Annotated in this window: 19 protein-coding genes; all 19 read right to left on the bottom strand. The window is 39.2% G+C overall.

All coding sequences use genetic code 11. The features are described from left to right. Positions 1-7: 7 nt before the first annotated feature. The 19 genes from DDZ16_RS16040 to DDZ16_RS15960 all read right to left on the bottom strand — a co-directional run bounded on the left by DDZ16_RS16040 (position 8) and on the right by DDZ16_RS15960 (position 18,278). Complete coding sequence (locus DDZ16_RS16040; RefSeq protein WP_109265505.1) at positions 8-1,171, bottom strand: cation:proton antiporter domain-containing protein; 1,164 nt, start codon at positions 1,169-1,171, stop codon at positions 8-10. A gap of 175 nt (positions 1,172-1,346) precedes the next feature. Beyond that, positions 1,347-1,901: a hypothetical protein gene (locus DDZ16_RS16035; RefSeq protein ID WP_109265504.1), complete on the bottom strand. Its 555-nt coding sequence runs from the start codon at positions 1,899-1,901 to the stop codon at positions 1,347-1,349. Beyond that, positions 1,891-4,827, bottom strand: a complete 2,937-nt coding sequence (locus tag DDZ16_RS16030) for a chemotaxis protein CheB (RefSeq protein WP_232526777.1) — start codon at positions 4,825-4,827, stop codon at positions 1,891-1,893. The genes DDZ16_RS16035 and DDZ16_RS16030 overlap by 11 nt, the downstream gene beginning before the upstream one ends. Next, positions 4,828-5,772: an MlaD family protein gene (locus DDZ16_RS16025; RefSeq protein ID WP_109265503.1), complete on the bottom strand. Its 945-nt coding sequence runs from the start codon at positions 5,770-5,772 to the stop codon at positions 4,828-4,830. A 10-nt stretch (positions 5,773-5,782) separates the two neighbouring features. Then, the gene (locus tag DDZ16_RS16020; protein WP_109265502.1) at positions 5,783-6,556 is read right to left on the bottom strand and encodes an ABC transporter ATP-binding protein; all 774 of its coding nucleotides are present in this window, start codon (positions 6,554-6,556) and stop codon (positions 5,783-5,785) included. A gap of 13 nt (positions 6,557-6,569) precedes the next feature. Then, complete coding sequence (locus tag DDZ16_RS16015; protein ID WP_232526774.1) at positions 6,570-7,418, bottom strand: MlaE family ABC transporter permease; 849 nt, start codon at positions 7,416-7,418, stop codon at positions 6,570-6,572. A gap of 145 nt (positions 7,419-7,563) precedes the next feature. Then, a complete protein-coding gene (locus DDZ16_RS16010; RefSeq protein ID WP_198416742.1) occupies positions 7,564-8,622 on the bottom strand; it encodes an AI-2E family transporter in 1,059 nt (352 codons plus the stop codon). Further along, positions 8,619-8,753: a lmo0937 family membrane protein gene (locus DDZ16_RS16005; RefSeq protein ID WP_232526772.1), complete on the bottom strand. Its 135-nt coding sequence runs from the start codon at positions 8,751-8,753 to the stop codon at positions 8,619-8,621. Before DDZ16_RS16005 ends, DDZ16_RS16010 begins: the two co-directional genes overlap by 4 nt. A gap of 53 nt (positions 8,754-8,806) precedes the next feature. Further along, complete coding sequence (locus tag DDZ16_RS16000; protein WP_158275692.1) at positions 8,807-10,138, bottom strand: hybrid sensor histidine kinase/response regulator; 1,332 nt, start codon at positions 10,136-10,138, stop codon at positions 8,807-8,809. 63 nt (positions 10,139-10,201) lie between these two features. Next, positions 10,202-10,366: a Thivi_2564 family membrane protein gene (locus DDZ16_RS21135; RefSeq protein ID WP_394340326.1), complete on the bottom strand. Its 165-nt coding sequence runs from the start codon at positions 10,364-10,366 to the stop codon at positions 10,202-10,204. A 185-nt stretch (positions 10,367-10,551) separates the two neighbouring features. Then, positions 10,552-12,084 carry an OmpA family protein gene (locus DDZ16_RS15990; RefSeq protein ID WP_109265498.1) on the bottom strand — a complete coding sequence of 511 codons (1,533 nt, stop codon included), beginning with the start codon at positions 12,082-12,084 and terminating at the stop codon, positions 10,552-10,554. 454 nt (positions 12,085-12,538) lie between these two features. Next, entirely contained in the window at positions 12,539-13,720 is a 1,182-nt protein-coding gene (locus DDZ16_RS15980) for a glycoside hydrolase 100 family protein (protein WP_109265496.1), read from the bottom strand. A gap of 44 nt (positions 13,721-13,764) precedes the next feature. Next, positions 13,765-14,004, bottom strand: a complete 240-nt coding sequence (locus DDZ16_RS20885; RefSeq protein WP_449405534.1) for a glycosyltransferase — start codon at positions 14,002-14,004, stop codon at positions 13,765-13,767. 34 nt (positions 14,005-14,038) lie between these two features. Then, positions 14,039-14,740 (bottom strand): glycosyltransferase family 4 protein, encoded by a 702-nt coding sequence (locus tag DDZ16_RS20880; protein ID WP_198416740.1) that lies wholly within the window; start codon positions 14,738-14,740, stop codon positions 14,039-14,041. Positions 14,741-14,770: 30 nt separating this feature from the next. Continuing rightward, positions 14,771-14,908 (bottom strand): hypothetical protein, encoded by a 138-nt coding sequence (locus DDZ16_RS20875; RefSeq protein WP_198416739.1) that lies wholly within the window; start codon positions 14,906-14,908, stop codon positions 14,771-14,773. Positions 14,909-14,999: 91 nt separating this feature from the next. Then, complete coding sequence (locus DDZ16_RS15970) at positions 15,000-15,635, bottom strand: PIG-L family deacetylase (RefSeq protein ID WP_109265495.1); 636 nt, start codon at positions 15,633-15,635, stop codon at positions 15,000-15,002. A 153-nt stretch (positions 15,636-15,788) separates the two neighbouring features. After that, positions 15,789-15,965: a hypothetical protein gene (locus tag DDZ16_RS20870; RefSeq protein ID WP_198416738.1), complete on the bottom strand. Its 177-nt coding sequence runs from the start codon at positions 15,963-15,965 to the stop codon at positions 15,789-15,791. A 368-nt stretch (positions 15,966-16,333) separates the two neighbouring features. Then, positions 16,334-17,803: a glycoside hydrolase family 130 protein gene (locus tag DDZ16_RS15965; protein ID WP_109265494.1), complete on the bottom strand. Its 1,470-nt coding sequence runs from the start codon at positions 17,801-17,803 to the stop codon at positions 16,334-16,336. A 94-nt stretch (positions 17,804-17,897) separates the two neighbouring features. Then, positions 17,898-18,278: a RidA family protein gene (locus DDZ16_RS15960; protein ID WP_109265493.1), complete on the bottom strand. Its 381-nt coding sequence runs from the start codon at positions 18,276-18,278 to the stop codon at positions 17,898-17,900. Between the last annotated feature and the right edge of the window lie 460 nt (positions 18,279-18,738).

Raw genomic sequence — 18,738 nt, 5'->3', positions numbered from 1 at the left:
TTTCCGGTTAAATTTTCATCATTTTTCTGCTTAGATTTATCCAAAAGGGACTAAGAAATAAGGTTATGGCGATAATGCTTATTACCAGTTTATAGTCTCGAAAATCAATTATACCGGAATAATAGCCCGTGGATCCCAGGATAAAACTGAACTCACCAATTTGTGACAGCAGGGCACCTGCGTAAACACTTATCTTCCAGTCTTTGCAAAAGATACGCATTATTAGTATGTTAATGGTATTGTTGACAACAAAAACCATAAGTACAAGAGAACTTATAATAATTGCATTTTCTTTTAAAAACTGCAAATCGATCAACATTCCTACTGAAACAAAAAACAAAGCCAGGAACATGGTCTTAAATGCATGAAGGCTGTGATGCACCCAGGCGGTAGATTTTGTGGCAGATAAGATGATTCCGGCAATAAATGCCCCGAGGGCAGACGACAAACCAAATAATGCTGTTATGATGGAGAAACCAAAGCACAAAGAAAATGCGACAAAAACCTGCACTTCGTGATCCCTTTCGATGTATTTCTTGAAAGGCAGCTTAATTTCTTTCTTCTTAAGGATGTACAAGATTATGCCAATAATCAGTATTCCTCCCGCTATTTGTTTTAGCATTTCTGCCGCTCCGGGTTTATCACCTCCCAGGTAACTAAGTATTATCAGCATCGGCACAATAAGTATATCCTGGGCAATAAGTACACCTAAAACATTTTGCCCTGCTCTTGAAAATAGCTCATTTCTTTCCTGTAAAAGTTTAACTACCACTGCGGTGCTGCTTAAGCTTATGACAAACCCCAGCATAATGACCTGATTGATTTGCCATTCAAATATTTGCCCCAGAAACCAAACGATAATGATGCTCACCACAATTTGAACGAAAGTACCAATAACAGATACTTTCCAGTTTGTAACCAGGTTGGGCAAATGGATTTCCATGCCAACAAAAAATAAAAGCAGCACAAGTCCCAGAGAACCCAGATCGGTAATCAGGATTTCATCGGCGATAATTTTTAATCCAAATGGTCCAACCAACACCCCCACAATAAGGTAAGTTACGATGGACGGTTGTTTAATAATCCGCATCAGAAAACCTACCACTAGAATAATCAGGGAGAGAATTACAAATTTGGAAAGAACCGGATCAATGGTAATCGCAGCTATCATACAAAATTATATTTCTTTTCAGGTTTTCAGGTTATGTTTAAATTTCTGTACCTGGATTGTGAGGATTGCGTTTTGCTTGGGTATGAATCATAAGATGGTTTGTTTCAGGATGGATCAAAATGATAATAACACAGTCGTTGATGTTTTCCTGCAAGAGATTATATGCAATAATCACTTAATCTCTTGAAAACTTAGAAATATCCACCACTGACAAAAGGCAGTTTTGTTCATCTTCGGTAACAACCCCTTCCATATATACCCTGCAAAGAGATTTATTGTCATAGCCAAGCATTACCTGGCATGATTCTTTTGCATTACTGGTATATACTCTTTTGAAAAAATCAGTAAATACAGTCTTTGAGTCTTCGGTAATAAAAAGTTTGAAATTGCTGTTAACTAAGGAAAAACGCCGCTCGTTAAGCATATCGGCCCCTGTGAAATTTAAATCGCAGATAACACCATCAGGATTGAGGGAGAAATACCCCATGGGGGATAAATCAAACAGCATGGTATATTTTCTCAGGGCTTTTTCTGCAGTTTCATAAGCCTGCTGCAATTCTTCATTTTGCATCTCCAATTCAATCTGGTGCACCTGTAACTCGTGCAGAAGTTTACCTGCATCGGCTTCTATAGACAATGCATAAGCTGTTTTTTGGTTCTTTTTCAGTTGCTCTTCTGCTTTCTCCCTCAGTTTGCCTGAATCCCTGAAATCTGTTTCATCACTTGTCATAGCTTTCTTGTTTTTGTGTGATTGTAATTATTGCTGAGGATAATTCAGAACGATTGAATAATACGTTCATCGAACATACTGCATCCACTTCTTTCTTTCCGGCTGCAATTACCCTGACTTGAAGATTGTTACTTCCCGGTTTGGCCAATAGATCGGCCAATTTTTTCTCTGTTTTTTGGCGTGAATTCTCCGGAATGAATTGTTCCAAAAAACTATGACCCTTTACCTTCTCGCGTTTCGTATTGAAAAAGGTTTCGGCTGCTGAATTAAACTCCAAAATTTTACAATCGGCTGACAATTTTAGAATTACGCTGGACGAAGTGTCAATAAGCAGCTGGTTTTCCTGATTCATTGTAAGTAATTTTTCTTCTACCAGTTTCAGTTCCGAAATATCAATAAACGTTATTACCAGTCCGTCAATTCGATCGTCCAGAGTCCGGTAGGGCATGATACGAATAGAAAACCATCTTCCATCCTTGGTTGGAATCTGTTTCTCAACATAAATGAGGGTTCTCAATACTTCCTGTGCATCTTCAGCCAGGTTAGGGTAAATAAGTTGTGAAACCTGATCGGTAAATGGCCTTCCAATGTCGCTTTTTATGAGTTTAAATATCTTGGTTGTCTGGTTCGTGTATCGGCGGATATTGAGTTCTTTATCCAAAAATAAAGTTGCAATATCGGTGCTGTTGAGCAGGTTCTTCATATCGTTATTGACCCGGGAATAGTCCTCCACTTTGGCCATCAATTCGGCATTAACCGTCTGAAGCTCCTCATTGAGGCTTTGCATTTCTTCCTTCGAGGTCATGAGTTCTTCATTGGTCGACTGTAGCTCTTCATTGGTAGATTGCAACTCTTCGTTGGTAGATTTAAGCTCTTCCTGCGATGTTTGCATCTCTTCCATTATGTTTTGCATTTGCTCACGGGTATGTTGCAGCTCTTGCTCAAGTTCTTTTTCCCTGGCACTGGCTGCTTTTTCATTTACTTTCTTCTTTTGTGGAGCTATTTCAGCAGGAAGTGCAACTTCAGAAAAAATGATCATCAGTTTGCCATATAAAAGCTCAGGTTTTTGAATCCAGTGGATAGTGACATTTAATGTTATTAAGCCTTCGTTGGTGCTTGTCTTTACATGATGTAATGCCACTGCCTCTTTCTTCATTACCGCTTTACGAAAGGCCATAACGAAGTCATTCTGAAAACCCGGTCGCAGCATGGCAAAAATATTGAGGTTGGCTTTGCCCACGGCCGGTTCCAGATATTTACCTGTTCGTCCGCTAATGTACAGGATGTCGCCATTATCGTTAACCAACACACCGGCTGGCGCAAACTGGCTTAGTAAAAGTTGATCGGCGTGTGTTTGAATGTTCATAACTGGTCTTTCGGGTTTGGTGTCTTCAAAATAACCTGTTGCAGGCCGGGCAAAAGAAGATGAAAAATCCATTAATAGCGGATTGAGGTTGGTGCCGGAGCGCTTGAAAATTTTCAGACTGCTGTCCACCGGTCTGAATAGATGGTTTTGTGTACCAAGGGTTTCAGAAGTACCAAGAAGCAAAAGCCCTTCCTTATTAAGGCTGTAATAAAACAAGCCCAATAGTTTTTTTTGAAGCTCAGAGTCCATGTATATTAAAAGATTCCGGCATGAAATGAAATGAATATTGGTAAAGGGGGGATGCATTATGATGTTGTGTTGAGCAAACACAACCATTTCTCTTATCTCTGTGCTAATGCGATAGCCCTCTTCTGTTTTGGTGAAAAAACGGTTTAGTCTTTTGGGAGAAACATCGGAAGAAATTCTATCTGTAAATAAGCCTTTACGGGCAGTATCAACAGCATCACTATCGATATCGGTGGCAAAAATCTGTAATGATATTCCGGCATGTGGGTTAGTTTTCTCCAAAACCTCTTTAAACAATATGGCAAGCGAATAGGCTTCTTCTCCGGTTGAGCATCCGGGGATCCAAGCTCTCAGTTGCGAATTGGGTTTCATTTGGTCTATAAGAGCCGGAAACGCCTTTTCCTGTAAGTGCTTCCAAACCGGTGTGTCCCGAAAGAATTTTGTTACACCAATCATTAACTCTTTAAAAAGGATGTGTATTTCTTTTGGATTTTCCTGTAAAAAGTGGACATACGAAACTATTTTATCAATTTTATGGATGCTCATTCTTCTTTCAATGCGTCGATAGATTGTATTCTTTTTATAGAGAGAAAAATCATTGCCTGTTTGTGTTCTCAGCAAAATGATAATTTTTTCAAAGGCGCTATGATCTTTTATTGCAGTGTGGCGGGTTGGTTTGCCTTCAGGTATTTGATTTAGGAAATGAATGATTTCGCGGACCAGTTTTTCCGGAGGAGCAATGATATCAACCAGTCCTGAATCGATTGCATGACGCGGCATACTGTCAAACTTGGCCGTTTCGGGTTTCTGTACCAAAACAACTCCGTTATTTTCTTTAATTGCCCGGATTCCGATGCATCCATCGGAGCCCATTCCGGAGAGAATAATTCCCACCGCATTCTCTTTACAGTCATCGGCCAGCGAACGCAGAAAAAAATCTACCGGAAGACGAAGTCCACGGTTTTCGACAGGTTCAAACAGGTGGAGTACCCTTTTGAAGATGGAAATATTTTTGTTTGGCGGAATCACATAGACGCGATCAGGCTCTACCGGCATCAGGTCTTCGGCCTGAAACACCTGCATGCCTGATATTCGCTGTAGCAACTCAGGAAGCATTCCTTTTTGTGTCGGATCCAGATGTTGCACAACAACATAGGCCATTCCGCTTTTTTCAGGAACATTTTTCAAGAACTGCTCCAATGCTTCCAGTCCTCCAGCCGAGGCGCCAATGCCAACAATGGGAAACTTACCGGATTTAATATCAGAAGCTTTGTCCATTGAGTTATTAGTCTCTTTGGTCTTTTTTTCTTTCAACTACTTGTTCTTTAAAGGTATAACCGTATCGGTTTTTACTTGCATTTTTTCTTTTTCCCTGGCCTGTCGCCTGAAATATCCTCTGAAGAGGAAATTATGTTTGAGCGCCTCCATGTTTTCATTGAGACGAATGCTGCTTTCTTTAAGATTAATAATGGTTTCATCAATATTATTTACAATAGATGTATCCTGAATCAACATTCCAATAGCTCCTTGTCCATTATTAATTTTCATCATTATTTCTCCGAGCTGATTGGATGCAACTTCAGTTTTGGCAACAGTTTGTTGTAAGCTCTCCATAAAAGCAAAGACATTTTCTTTTGTAACTTCAATCGTTTCATCCAATCCTTCAGAACTTTTTCTGAAATTTTCAATGGTCATATTCACATTTTCTGCAATTACCGAATCTTTTATCAATCTTCCAAGCATTCCTTCTCCACGGTTAATATTGGTCATTATTTCGGCAAGTTGAAATGTAATAACTTCGGCACTTTCTGCACTGATTTTTAAACTCTTCATGATGTCATCGGTTTCAAATGGTTCTTGGGATAAAATCTCTTGTCCATCTTTGGCCAAGGGGGCGTTTGTGCTTCCCTGTGTAATAATTATGATCCGGTCGCCAATAATTCCTTCAGAACCAATACTGGCATAACTGTCGGCCTTTATAAATTGCTGCACATCTTTTCGGATAAGCATATCGACCTGCACCGTTGAATCATTGGTTATTCTGATGTTATCAACAATGCCGACATTAATACCTGAAAAGCGTATATTGTTTCCAACCTGAAGCCCGCTTACATTATAGAACCTGGTGGTGATTTTAAATACCGGATTAAATAAATTTTGTTGTTTTCCAATGATGAAAATGGCAATTACAAAAATGGCCATTCCCAGGACAATAAAAATACCTAATCTTGCTTTAAAACGTGGTGTATGATTTTCCATTGTTTATCTTTTATTCCTTAAAAAAAGACTGGATTAACTCATCGGTTGAATTTTCAAAATCATCAATGGTTCCTTCCAGGTAAACCTCGCCGTCCTTTAACATGATAATTCGGTCGGCAGTTGCGCGGGCACATTCAATATCGTGTGTGATAATAATAGATGATGTTTTGTATTTTTTTTGAATATCGTTAATCAATGCGCTTATGCCGTCTGAAGTAACAGGATCAAGGCCGGTTGTGGGTTCATCGTAGAGCATAATCAAAGGGTCCACGATGATGGTACGCGCCAGACTGGCTCTTTTCTGCATGCCCCCCGAAAGTTCGGATGGCATTTTATCCAGCGTATTGGCCAATCCTACATTTTCCAAAACCTCTTCTATTTTTTTGTTCCTTTCCATTTTAGTCAGCTTTTTTTTTATTCTGATTAAAGGAAATTCAAGATTTTGTTTAATGGTCATAGAGTCATAAAGGGCGCCACTTTGAAAAAGGAAGCCAATTTTCTTCCTCAACGCTGCCAGGCCCTTACTTTTTAATTCATTTACGTTTTCCCCTAATACCTTTATGGTTCCATAATCGGAGTTAAGCAAACGAACAATACATTTTATAAGAACCGATTTCCCGGAGCCTGATTTCCCAAGTATTACCAGATTTTCACCATTATGAAGCTCTAACGACAAGTTCTTTAGCACCTGCTGTTCAGCAAAACCTTTACTAAGATTATTGATCTCAATAACCGAATTAAAAGTATTTTGACTTTCCGGTGTTACGGGTTTATTGTTTGTCATTTACTATTTCTTTCTATAAAAGCATATCGGTAATCTGAACAGCAATCAGGTCAATAATAATCACCAGCAGGGAAGAAAGTACAACGGCTGAATTGGCTGCAATGCCTACACTCTTTGTTCCCTGTCCGGCAGAATAGCCCTTATAACACCCCATAAGGCCAATGGCAGCGCCGAAAAAGAACGTTTTAATCAGAGCAGGGAAAAAATCTATAAAATCGATCGCCCTGAATGCCTGATTAAAAAACAGCACAAATGAAACACTCCCTTTGATGTTTGCAGCAGCCCAGCTTCCCATAATTCCAAGAGCATCGGCATACAAAACCAATATTGGTATCATTAACGTAGCAGCCAAAACCCTTGTAACCACTAAAAAACGAATGGGATGAGTGGAAGAGACTTCCATAGCATCAATCTGTTCCGATACTTTCATTGACCCCAGCTCGGCCCCCATGCCGGATCCTATTTTGCCAGCACATATTAACGCAGTAATAACCGGGCCCATTTCCCGTATTATTGATGAAGCAACCATTCCGGGAAGTAGGGATAAAGCTCCAAAATCGGCTAAAACAGGGCGAGATTGTATTGTGAGCACACCTCCCATGATTAGGCCCGTTACTGAAATAAGCGGCAAAGTCTTATTTCCTATTTGGAAGCACTGACGAAGGAATTCGTTAAATTCAAAACTAAGAGAAAAAGTCTCTTTTATTGTTTGCCAGAAAAACAAAATGAAATCACCTATCCCGACGAAAAAAACATTGGCCTCCTGAGTTTTTTTATATGTTTTTTCACCAAGTCTTATTACCTGCTCTTTTACAACGAGGGGGCTTATTGTCACTTTTTTAAATGGTGTCTTCTTTTCCACAGAATAAAGGTAGGAGAGTTTATTATTGATTGTTTTACAGAATTCCTGATAAGAGTTACATTATTCACATATATTGCGTTGATTGGTACACGAATATATTTCGGTTTTCCCTTTCAGAAGTTTTTTAGATAATGATCGAACTCATTTATGAATCGGGTCGATTATCGCCCAATAAAAACCCCCATGGTTGTAATGGTTTGATTTGGTCAAAAATAAGTTTTGCAATTGCCGCCAGAGGAATAGCAACCAACATACCCGGGATGCCCCACAAGGCACCAAATGTAATAACCGCAATAATGGAAGCCAACGCGTTAAGTTTTACCTTTGAGGCAACTATTTTGGGAACTATAAAATTGTTATCAATAAACTGAATGAAAATATAAAGCGCTAAAACCAAAACTGCAAACCATGGGGATGGCTTAGTTACAATAGCAATTATCATTGGCATAGAAGCAGCAATGATCGAACCCAGGTAAGGTATTAAATTGAGCAAAGCCCCTAATATCCCAAGAATTAAAGCATATTCAATGCCCAAAACCAGGAGGCCAATCGTATATAAAAATGAAATGATTATTACCTCAAATAACAATCCGAGGAGGTAACGTTGAATAAGGGTTTTAATTTGGCTAATGATTTCGCTCACTTTGTCTCTGTTGTTTTCTCCAAACAGTCGGTGCAAAAATTCAACGAGCAATGGCTGGTAAAATAAAATCATAAATACATATACCGGAATCAAAAACAAAAAAGCCAGTATGCTGCCGACACTTACTAATGTTTGCCCGATTTCTGCACTCCCAATGAGTTCGTTTTTTGTTTTTGTAATCCATTGGGTAATTTCATAGGCGCTAATATCAAAGTAACCGGATATCCAGAAGACGAGCTGATTGAGTATTTGGGTGAACTTATCAACCAGTTTGGGTAATGATTCTGTGAATCGACTTGCCTGAGAATATAGGAGTATTCCAAACAAAGCAATGATTGAAAAAGTGAGGAACATCACACTTGCGATGGCCACCACCCGGTGAACTTTCAGCTTGATTATCAGGTTTAATGCCGGAAGGAGTACTATGCCCAGGATGGTTGCAAAGACAAGTGGTATTATAATGCTTTGAGCAATATAAAGTGTAAAGAAAAAGGCCAGTAGCCCCATTATAACCAGAATCGCTTTTACGTAGAAAGGAATATTTATTTCATTTACGGTCACAGTAAGTAGGATTTTCTGTTCTGAATAAATCTTAAAATCATTTCAATAACAGCGATTACGAACAAAATGTGAATGAGTCCTCCGCTGTTGTATCCCAGACACCCGATGGCCCATGCAATATTCAGAAACAAAGCAATGAGTAAAGTGAATTTTTCATGGTTCTGTGGTTAACGGCTAATGCGTTTTAGAGTTTATTTTTCTCTGAAAGACAATCGATTATCATTTTTCTTAAACTTGCGCTGTGTATAGGTTTGGAAATATAATTATTGCAACCTGCAGCAATGGCTTTCTCTCTGTCACCTAACAGGGCATGGGCAGTTTGAGCAATTATTGTTATGTCCCTGTTGAATTTACGAATATTTTGCGTGGCTTTATAGCCATCCATCTCAGGCATTTTTATATCCATCAGCACCAGATCGATTTCCGGATTTTTCCGACATATATCAACTGCTTCAACTCCGGTTGTAGCTGTATAAATTTCTTTACTAATATCTTCAATCATGGTAAAAAGCAGCATTCTCGATATTTCATCATTTTCAACTACCAAAACATAAGGTTTTTTGCTAACCACTGTCTTTTCTTGTTTATTGACCGAATTTACAGCTTTTTTATTCTTTACCGGAGTGGCGGGAATTGTAAAAAAGAAGGTGGCCCCCGTATTATCACCATTATGTGCGGAGTTATTCTCAACGTGAATCTTTCCTCCCAGCATCTCAATGTAAGCCTTTGAAATGGATAATCCCAGGCCTGCCCCCTCTTGGATTTGGTTTAAATTCCTGCTGCCTTGCATAAATCGGCCAAATATGCTCTCTTGCTGTTTTGACTGGATACCGGGACCGCTGTCCCGGACATAAAATTCTATAAATTCTCCTTTGAGAGAGACCCCAAAATCAACTGAGCCAGTTTGGGTGAATTTTATTGCATTTTTCACCAGGTTGGTAAGCACTTCGTAGACTTTTTCTCTATCTGTCAAGAAAAATGCTTTGTTTGTGGGAAGTTCAGTATGGAAAGATAATTTTAGTTTTTTTTGTTCGGCTTCCAGTTTGAAAAAATGATAAATATCCTCCACCTGCTCGTTTACATTTACCTCGGAATTAGAGACTTCAGTTTGCTGAGATTCTATTTTTGAAATACTTAAAATATCGTTAATGATATTGAGCATACGCGTTCCGCTTTTTTCAATAATATCTAAATAGTAATATCGTTCATTTTCGTCCAACTTGAAATTTCTTAATACTTCAGTAAACCCCAGGATGCCATTCATAGGTGTCCTGATTTCATGGCTCATGTTGGCCAGAAATGATGATTTCAGTCTTTCGCTTTCTTCGGCTTTCTCCCTGGCGATTATCAGTTCCTCATTTTGAATTTCCAGTTCCAGCTGATGTACTTCCAGCTCATGAAGGATTTTCAGGGAGGCAGATTCGGAAAGAGGTGGATCTGAAACTGCTACTTTCGTTTTTAACAACAACTCGGCTGCTTGCCGTAAATTATCGAGTTTATTTTGTTGATTAGTCATAATGAGGATTATTTTGTTGTGAGTGTAATTTCTTCCCACATTTACCATTTCATAAAACCGCTGCTAAATTCTAATAATTTGCAAACTTTCAAGAATTCCAAAAACGTTCAATAACCAAATTATTAAAATGAGAATGACAACGACATTCAAAACCCCTTTAATTGTGGGTTGCATGGGTATGAATCGGTTAATCAGCCAAAGTAAAACTCCAACACCAATGATGACGATAATGATTGTTAATGCAGAAATGGTTAAAAAATTTAGATAATATTCGTTACTTCTTAAATATCTCTCCTTCCCCTGTTCAAAATTCTCATCCCATTGTTTTTTTTTAAGGAGGAAAGAGCAACATTAGCTACAAAAGCCATAGGAGAAACCTGTTTTTTTCAGAGTTACCCCTATGGCTTTTTTTCTTACATTTCTGGCAGAATCTTTATGTCAATTCGTCTGTTTTGTCTTCTTCCTTCTGCAGTTTCATTATTGGCCACAGGGTTTATTTCTCCATAACCTACAGAACTGATTCTACTGATTTCTTCGATATCTGAATTGGCATTCAAATATTGGGTGACCGCATCTGACCGCTTCTGGGAAAGCATTAAATTGGAGGCATCTCCTCCGAATGAATCGGTATATCCTTCCACAATTACGCTACTTTCCGGAAAAATTTTAATTGCGTTCTGCACTTTGGTTAACAAGTCAAAATTTGTTGGAGTTATTTCCGATTTGCCGGTTTCAAAACCAAACCCATGCAGCCTTATAACGATTTCATCTCCAGATCGAAATACCGATGCCTCTGATTTGTCAAATATCAGATAGACGTTCTCAAACTGTTGATTTAGTTTTGTTTGTTTATCTATTTTAGCGTCAAGTTTCGCCTTTTCGTTTTCAAACTCCATCATTTGCGATTTCATTTCATCTGTACGCTTGTCGATTTCCTCATTGAATTCGGTATTGAGTGCTAAGTTTTCACTTTTCAATAATTCGACAGTCGTTTTCAGGTTTTTGATTTCATTTTTTATAGCTATATTTTCGGCAATAATCATTTGGTTGTCAAGTTGCAACTCCGAAATATATCCGATGATTTCCTGTTCAGGTTTTTCGATTCCATTATGAAACTGAGCTACAAAACCGGCTTTTTCAGCAATCCGGACTAGTGGTAATTCATATTGCAGGATGACATCTTCCATTTTCATATCTCTGTCATCAATTTCAGATATGGTTTTATCAAGTGCGATAGCATGTTGGGACTCATATTTGGCTTGCTTGGCCAGCGTACGAGGATAGTCCATATCATACCTGTTTGTTTCCAGTTCTCTTTCAGTTTCAGCCAGCAACGTTTCAGCCTTTTTCAAGGTTTTCGGAGCATTGCGATCAACGTTATTGTCATCTGCCTTTTCCAGCAAAACGCGGGTTTCGTCAAGCAAGTCGGTTTTTATAGAAGTTAATTCTGCTTTCCGGTACAGTTCAACTGCTTCGGTCGAATACTTGTACGAGTCATCCCGGTCACCTTTTTCCAGTTCTCTGGCTGCTCTGTTAAAAACGTCTTCAGCCTCTTTCCACATTTTTTTTGCACTTCTGTCAGCTCCTGCCGATAATGCATCGGAACGAGCATCGAGTGAACTGGCAAATACCGATTTGGCTGAAACACTAAAGGTTGCAGACCGGTTAAAGTGGTTTACAGCTTCAACAAGTGATTCTTCAATCTTTTCAACGCTTTTTTGGTCGGCAAAATGTTTTTCAGCCTGCCTGTAGTATTCAATTCCTTTATTGTATTCATCCGGAACCAGAAGGTCAGCCCGTGCAAATTTTGCATCAAGCATTGCCTTGTCGGCTTTCTTAAACAAAGTGCTCTTTGTTTGTTGAGCATAACTGAGTGCGCTTATCATTAATAAGGACAGGCACAAAAGTATAGCAACGTTTGCTTTAATTTTTTCAATTGCTTTCATTTTGATAGTTGTTAGTTTAATTACAATGTAACTGCGGTACCGGCTTAAGGGTATTCCGGTTGCAACGTGGCTGTTGTTAGTTCAAAACCCAATAACCTTTTATGCTCCGGAATCAAAGGAGGTCTTCTGGGATCTTTATCGATATTTTTTCTCCCGGCGTCATCCTTGTTCGATTAATGCATTCCTGCTTATGGGGGAGAGATAAAATATCTGATGCACAATTTTATAAACTTACAGATAAGGAATCTGGAACTCGTTACATGATTGTTTTTTTATCTTACATAATTCACACTTATGAAGAGGTTTAAAAGTTTCCAGAGTCATCAATATTTTGTGTACGGGATGTTTATGACCGGAGCCACTATGAGTAGGATATTTTGCAAATTTGTTGAAGTTGTTTTCTATACATCCCAAGAATCATGCATCTGGCGCATGAAACCATTGGATGAATGAGTCAAATGCCGGAATTGATGGATGCATCATCAAAAAAAAGTGCTTTTTTTGTTTCAACACATTTGGCAGCATACAAATACAAGGCGGCGCTCCATGTTTGCCAGTCCTGGCCCATGGGCATTCCATCCTGGGCTCTTATCCATTCATTAAATCCGAATTTCAGTGATTTGCTTTTTGAAAGTTTTATTGTTTGGGTAAGAGCAATTAGCTTTTTCTCTGCCAACCTATATCTTTTTGCTGCAATAAGGGCTGCAATATACAACCCGCAGATAAATGGCCAGATACCTCCGTTATGATATTCACCGGGTTTGTTGTATTGTTCGTATCGTTCATGCCAGTCGGGATCAAGGGGGTTGATATAGGGGAAGAAATTGGGAGGCAAATCACTGGCAAGTTCTTCATTTTTGCGCATATTGATACACTCTTCTTCTATCCATGTTACCATTTCATTTGCCCTGGTTGGTGAAGCCAATCCAGACAAAATAGCCAGGCTGTTTCCCAGAAGGTCGAAACGTTCACTGCTGAAAATTTTATATGACCAAAATGCATAGTAGGGCTTGTACTTAACCACAAGCCCTTCATGTACATGTTTGTGCATAATGCCGTTGGTAATGGTGAATCTTCCCATGTCGTGTTTCAATTGGTCTGCTCTTTCGTCTTGGTTAAGCAAGCGTAGGTAGCTATAAGTCAAAGTGTTAACAAAAAAACCATAACCGGTTACCCATTGTTCATCACGCCAGTCGCTGGTAGGTTGTTGGGCAACCAAAAAGCGATCCGAAGGACTTTGATATTCCATCCATTGCAAGGCTTTTTCTGTGGCTTGCTGCAGGAATTTTTTCTCATTTGTAATTTTCCTGAAAATACCAATCCCCAGTAAAAACAATGGGGTTGTATCACTGGCCCCCAAATCTCTGGCATCATGCACCAATGATGGAATATGTCCATGCCTGGTTTGATTTTTCGCCAGTGCCAGCAATACATTACGCATACTGTTCATGAGCTCTTGCTTTCCCGAAACCGCGATGCCCAAAAGAGCAAACATCAAATCACGGGTATAGGGTTCGGGATATCCCCAACCTGCTGTTCGTGGAAGGCCATGAAACGGGCCATGCGCATTATGTAACAGAACCTTTATCGCTGCGTTACGCGCGTCATCGATCTCTACTTGATTGTTTTTTAACATAACATAGATCAATCTTCTTTGATAGCCTTAATTCTGGTATTTTTTCAATCAATCTCCAGTCTTTCACTTACAATTTGAATGAAACGTTTGGCAACAGTTCGGTAATCGAATTTTTTCACCACCCTTTTTCTTCCCGCTTTTCCCATACTCAATCTTAAAGCACTATCATTCATTAGCGTCATCAAATGTTTTGCTATATCCTGTACATTGGCCCGGTAATCAACAATGCGGGGTGTCTTAAACAACATCTTGTGTTTTTCTTCGAATCCTGATTCCTCACCGATAATAACTTCATTAACGACGATTTTACGGGCAACTTTAGCAAGCAGGGCGGTTTTCTTTATGTACTAATGTATCAAGCATTCCCATGGCTTTTAAGCCAATTACGGGTTTTTCACATGCACCGGCTTCAACCTGAGGCATTCCAAAACCTTCCAGTCTGGCGGGGGCTGCATAAATATCGCATGCTCCCATAAGGTAAGGCATAAAAGTGCGGGAGATGGTGTTGGTTGCATAGGTGACATTCTTCTCAATTCCCAGCCGCTCTGCCAATTCCAGATCGGCCAGATTTTGTGCTTTGGTGCGGGGTTGAGGCCAAACTTTGCAAACATATTTCCAATCGGGTGCATTAGTATCTATTATGGCAAGTGCCTGCATTACTTCCTGTGCCCCCTTTGAAGCAGCATCACCTCCCACGGTGAGTACCATGAGCTGATCGGGAGAAACTCCCAACGCTTCTCTTACTGCAAGTATTTTTGGATCGTCCTTACTGAAGGGCTTAAAAGAATCGGTATCGCAGCCTACCGGTAGTACTTCAATGATATCCGGATTAATCCCATCGCGCACATACATTTCCTTTACCCAGTTAGATGTAACCAGAATAAGCGGTAAGGCATTCAAAATTTCCTGATAGTTGGCAATAAATCCGTCGGCTACCAGCCAGGGAACGGCTTTTATACCGTAGCGCTGAGGGTGAAGCACCAGTTGTGGCGTATGTCCCCAGTAGCCTATTCCAACCACAGCGTCGGGCTTAAACCATCGATAATACCATTATTTTTCCTGTGCCGATTCAAAATGTGCAGCATGAACATCAACCCCCATTTCAAGCAGCCCTTTGTAAAGCAAATCGCCCTGCGTGGCCAGACCTCCGGGGGATGGCGGATAATCATACAGAACAAGTACTTTCATAGATTTTGATTTTTTACTGAAACGATAAAATACGGGTTGCGTTTTTAGTGTCGAAATACTATCAAATTTTTTTCGTCGCTGGCGGATGTTTCTACTTCACTGTTTTGAGCAAACTCATGGCTTCTGAAGGTTTACCGAACTGCCAAAACGCTTCTGTTTTTGGAGTGGTTTGTGCTTCCCAGCTATCATCCTCAAAACCATAAATTTTGGTAATGATATTATATTTTTTTGTCCATATTTGATGGGAAAAATTGGTAATTACCGAGGCTTTTTCAATTATTTTAGGTAAATACTTTTTATTTTCATCATCATATGCGAATGCCCACAAACAATTGGCAGCGATTTGATTGGAATGCCATAATTTAATTACGGCCCGGCCAATTTCTTCATGGCGGAGATGTTTTGTATATTCACCTGACGGGCTGTGGGAAATAATCATATCGAAATGTTTCAACGGTAACAAATTAAGAATAGCTTTCTCAACCGCTTGTAAATCTAATGGTTGCTGTTCAGGGCCATCGTCGAGGTCTCCCATGATGCCCACCGCATTTAATGCCTCCAATGCTTTGAAAAATTTAGCGGAACGCTCCGGATCTTTACCACGGCACAGGGAAACAATAAACCAATCACATTTTGGATGACTTAAGATTGTTCCCCCACTCCAAAGTGTTTCATCATCGGGGTGAGCTACTATTACGACAATAGTCTTTTTCCTTTTTGTTAACATACAACCGGGTATAAGTTCTACTATCCTTTCTGGAAAAGATTGCCCATATGATAGCTGGGATTACCTCTTTAAAATTATTTTTCAGTTAATATTTTTTTCTCTACTTCACAGCGGAATTGGGTCTTTGGTTTTTTTTTCTTTGATAGCCTAACGCTACCGAACCTTGATTTTTTTGTGAGTCAGTTGTTTGTTGAAAATAACCCTGACCAGTACAACGACTCCTGCCACAGCAAGAATAAGATGAACAGGGCCTGAAGAATGTAAACCCCAGAATAGTATTCCCCAAATTACCATGAGCAAAGCGGCAATGATATAAAGTAAGTTTTTCATGATATTATTTTTTATTGGTTGGTTCGTTGAATCAATAGATCGTTAGATATTAGCTTTAAGATAAAACACAATGCGCTGATAAATTAGGTGTTAACACAAAGAGCCTTCAGTGTATAAATATTTAATTAAAAGCTCGTTACAAAATTTGACGGACTATTGTGTCTTGTAAAAATAAGTCTATCCTATTTCAGGAGTATTACATTTCTATGATAATAAGTTACATCTTTCACACATAGATTTGGTAAAGCAGGTTTCGCTACTCAGGAGTCAGTAGCAAATGAAGAGAAGATTAATGGCAGTAGAAACAGAGAGGGCTAGCGTCATTTCTTATGGCAAAGAAAGCTGCACATAATAGTTAGAAAAAACAATTATGAATTTTTTACCTCGCTAATGAGTTCTTTCAAATTTACAGAAGCATAAGTGGATGAATAATCGGACATAGCATAAGGTATAATCAACTCATCGTTATGTATCATTGAACCACAGGAATATACTACATTAGGAACATAACCTTCTCTTTCTTCCGTATTTGGGATTAAAAGCGGAGTTTTTGATCTTCCTATTTCTTTTTCAGGATTATCAAGGTCAAACAAGGCTGCTCCTAATGAATATTCGCGCATGGGCCCCACGCCATGAGTAATGACCAGCCACCCCTCTTCTGTTTCAATGGGGGAGCCACAATTTCCAATCTGGATAAGCTCCCAGGGGTATTGGGGCTGCTGGAGGATGTTGGCCTCTCGCCAAACGGTAATGTTCTCCGAGTATGCAATGTAGTTGTTAAACCCATCCAGCCGGCAAAGCATGGCATATTTGCCATTTACTTTTCTGGGGAAAAGAGCCATTCCTTTGTTTTGTGCTATTTCACCATGTAAAGGTCTTATTCTGAAATGGTAGAAATCCTCAGTCTCAAGCAGCTTTGGAAGAATTGTTGTTCCATCATACGCGGTGTAAGTGGCGTAGTAGATGGTATTGTTGTCCTCATCCGTGAATTTTACAAAACGAGCATCTTCAATTCCATTTTTTTCATTGACAGAAACAGGGAAAATAACCCTTTCTGAAATATTGGTATCCAGCGAAAACTGTAATTCATAATGAGAGGAGGCCAACCATGTAAGTTGGTTAAAAAGGAATTCTTTATCAGAAGTTAAATGGACTGATTTTCTGGACTCGTAAATACATTTTCGCAATTCACCATAAGTGAATTTTTCGGGGAGTTTATCTAATATTAAAGCAGGAGGAATAAGGCCGTGAATCTCCTGCATTTCTTCCAGTTTGTGATTAAAGGATTTTTTATCATAAACATGCCGTCTGATATGTTCTGCTTCTTCCAGCATATCACCAATAGATTCCACTGTGAGGTTGTTGGATTTATCAAGGATTCCGGTTCTGAACACAATAGATGATATGTGTCCCTCTCCGGTGGCCCGAAAGCTGATTATAACTCTTTTGCAGCCAGGTTTTATATCAGTCTGGTCAGGATGCTCTACCATTGATGGATTAAAAAATGCAGCCGATTCAATGGAGTACTCCATGGTAAAATAGGAGCCTATAAGGATTTTTTTTGAGTAATCTATTTCATCCGGATTTTTATCCAGTGATTTGATAAGGTTTGCAATTTTATTAAAGTGTTTCTCAAAAATTCTGGAAATGTTTCTGTGACGCATAGAATAGTCTCTAAGCGTTTGATTTAATGTCAATAACACTTGTTTTTCTGACATTGCCAGGATGGACTGGATGGTATTTAATGCCCTCTCTTCACCAGTAAACAAAAAACGGGCAATAACCCTGCTCGGGTCAGGGTTAAATACTAAGTTTTTTCTGTTTACCGTTACTTGCATGTGAGATATTTTCTGTTTCCTTAAAGGTAACGTTTATTTATCTTCTTTGCAGGTCTTTTGATTGTTTTATCTTGTTGCTGTGTCCAAAAGGGATTTATTTCCTTACAGCCACGGCTTCAATTTCCACCAATGCTCCCAAAGGCAGATCCTTAACAGCAAAAGCTGCTCTGGCAGGAGGATTTTCGGGGAAATATTTGCCATAAACCTCATTCATGGCTTTGAAGTTATTGATGTCGCTCAGTAAACAGGTGGTTTTCACAACATTCGAAAAATCACATCCGGCCTCTGAAAGAATGGCTTGTAAATTTTTCATAACCCGTTCCGTCTGGTCTTTAATGTCCCCATCAACCAGTTTCCCCAATGCGGGATCAATGGGTACTTGTCCGGAAATGAAAACCATATTACCGGCAATGGTTGCCTGACTGTAGGGGCCAATGGCCTGAGGTGCCTTAGTTGTAGAAATAATTTCCTTCATAACTCAGAAAAATAAGATTAACAATATTTCCTGTCTGAACTATAAATGTAGTGAATTATGAAACAATAAATAGGGCTATTTTTATATAAATGTAACCACAGACAGAAGATTGCGAGACAGAAGGCAGAAGAGAGATTATTGGCTAATCTGCTCGTCTTGTAATGTTTATAGGAAGGACTGCCTTATATGCAAACATCTAACTCACTTTAATTAAGCGATTGCAAAAAGCTATTTTTCTTTTGAGTCAGATAAAAGATGGTTAAATGACATTTCTTTTCTCTATGCCACTTTTTTTCCAGGTTTGCTACACTCCACAAATATGCCGCCCCTTCAGGGCATAGCCGTCAGGCTAAGCAGATTGATGCAATGGAATATTCACAAAATCAAAGGTTTGGTTTATCATTTCTAATATGTGGATACTCGAAAATGTTTTATTTTTTGGTTCTACATTCTGTTCCTT

Origin of the sequence: Marinilabilia rubra, from assembly GCF_003121985.1 — a bacterium.
Classification (GTDB): domain Bacteria; phylum Bacteroidota; class Bacteroidia; order Bacteroidales; family Marinilabiliaceae; genus Marinilabilia; species Marinilabilia rubra.
This window is presented reverse-complemented; position numbering and strand designations above follow the sequence as displayed.

What these genes read in the sequence shown, in the direction of transcription:
- DDZ16_RS16040 (WP_109265505.1), bottom strand. Translation starts at nt 1,171, where the DNA reads ATGATAGCTGCGATTACCATTGATCCGGTTCTTTCCAAATTTGTAATT.
- DDZ16_RS16035 (WP_109265504.1), bottom strand. Translation starts at nt 1,901, where the DNA reads ATGACAAGTGATGAAACAGATTTCAGGGATTCAGGCAAACTGAGGGAG.
- DDZ16_RS16025 (WP_109265503.1), bottom strand. Translation starts at nt 5,772, where the DNA reads ATGGAAAATCATACACCACGTTTTAAAGCAAGATTAGGTATTTTTATT.
- DDZ16_RS16020 (WP_109265502.1), bottom strand. Translation starts at nt 6,556, where the DNA reads ATGACAAACAATAAACCCGTAACACCGGAAAGTCAAAATACTTTTAAT.
- DDZ16_RS16000 (WP_158275692.1), bottom strand. Translation starts at nt 10,138, where the DNA reads ATGACTAATCAACAAAATAAACTCGATAATTTACGGCAAGCAGCCGAG.
- DDZ16_RS15990 (WP_109265498.1), bottom strand. Translation starts at nt 12,084, where the DNA reads ATGAAAGCAATTGAAAAAATTAAAGCAAACGTTGCTATACTTTTGTGC.
- DDZ16_RS15980 (WP_109265496.1), bottom strand. Translation starts at nt 13,720, where the DNA reads ATGTTAAAAAACAATCAAGTAGAGATCGATGACGCGCGTAACGCAGCG.
- DDZ16_RS20875 (WP_198416739.1), bottom strand. Translation starts at nt 14,908, where the DNA reads ATGAAAGTACTTGTTCTGTATGATTATCCGCCATCCCCCGGAGGTCTG.
- DDZ16_RS15970 (WP_109265495.1), bottom strand. Translation starts at nt 15,635, where the DNA reads ATGTTAACAAAAAGGAAAAAGACTATTGTCGTAATAGTAGCTCACCCC.
- DDZ16_RS20870 (WP_198416738.1), bottom strand. Translation starts at nt 15,965, where the DNA reads ATGAAAAACTTACTTTATATCATTGCCGCTTTGCTCATGGTAATTTGG.
- DDZ16_RS15965 (WP_109265494.1), bottom strand. Translation starts at nt 17,803, where the DNA reads ATGCAAGTAACGGTAAACAGAAAAAACTTAGTATTTAACCCTGACCCG.
- DDZ16_RS15960 (WP_109265493.1), bottom strand. Translation starts at nt 18,278, where the DNA reads ATGAAGGAAATTATTTCTACAACTAAGGCACCTCAGGCCATTGGCCCC.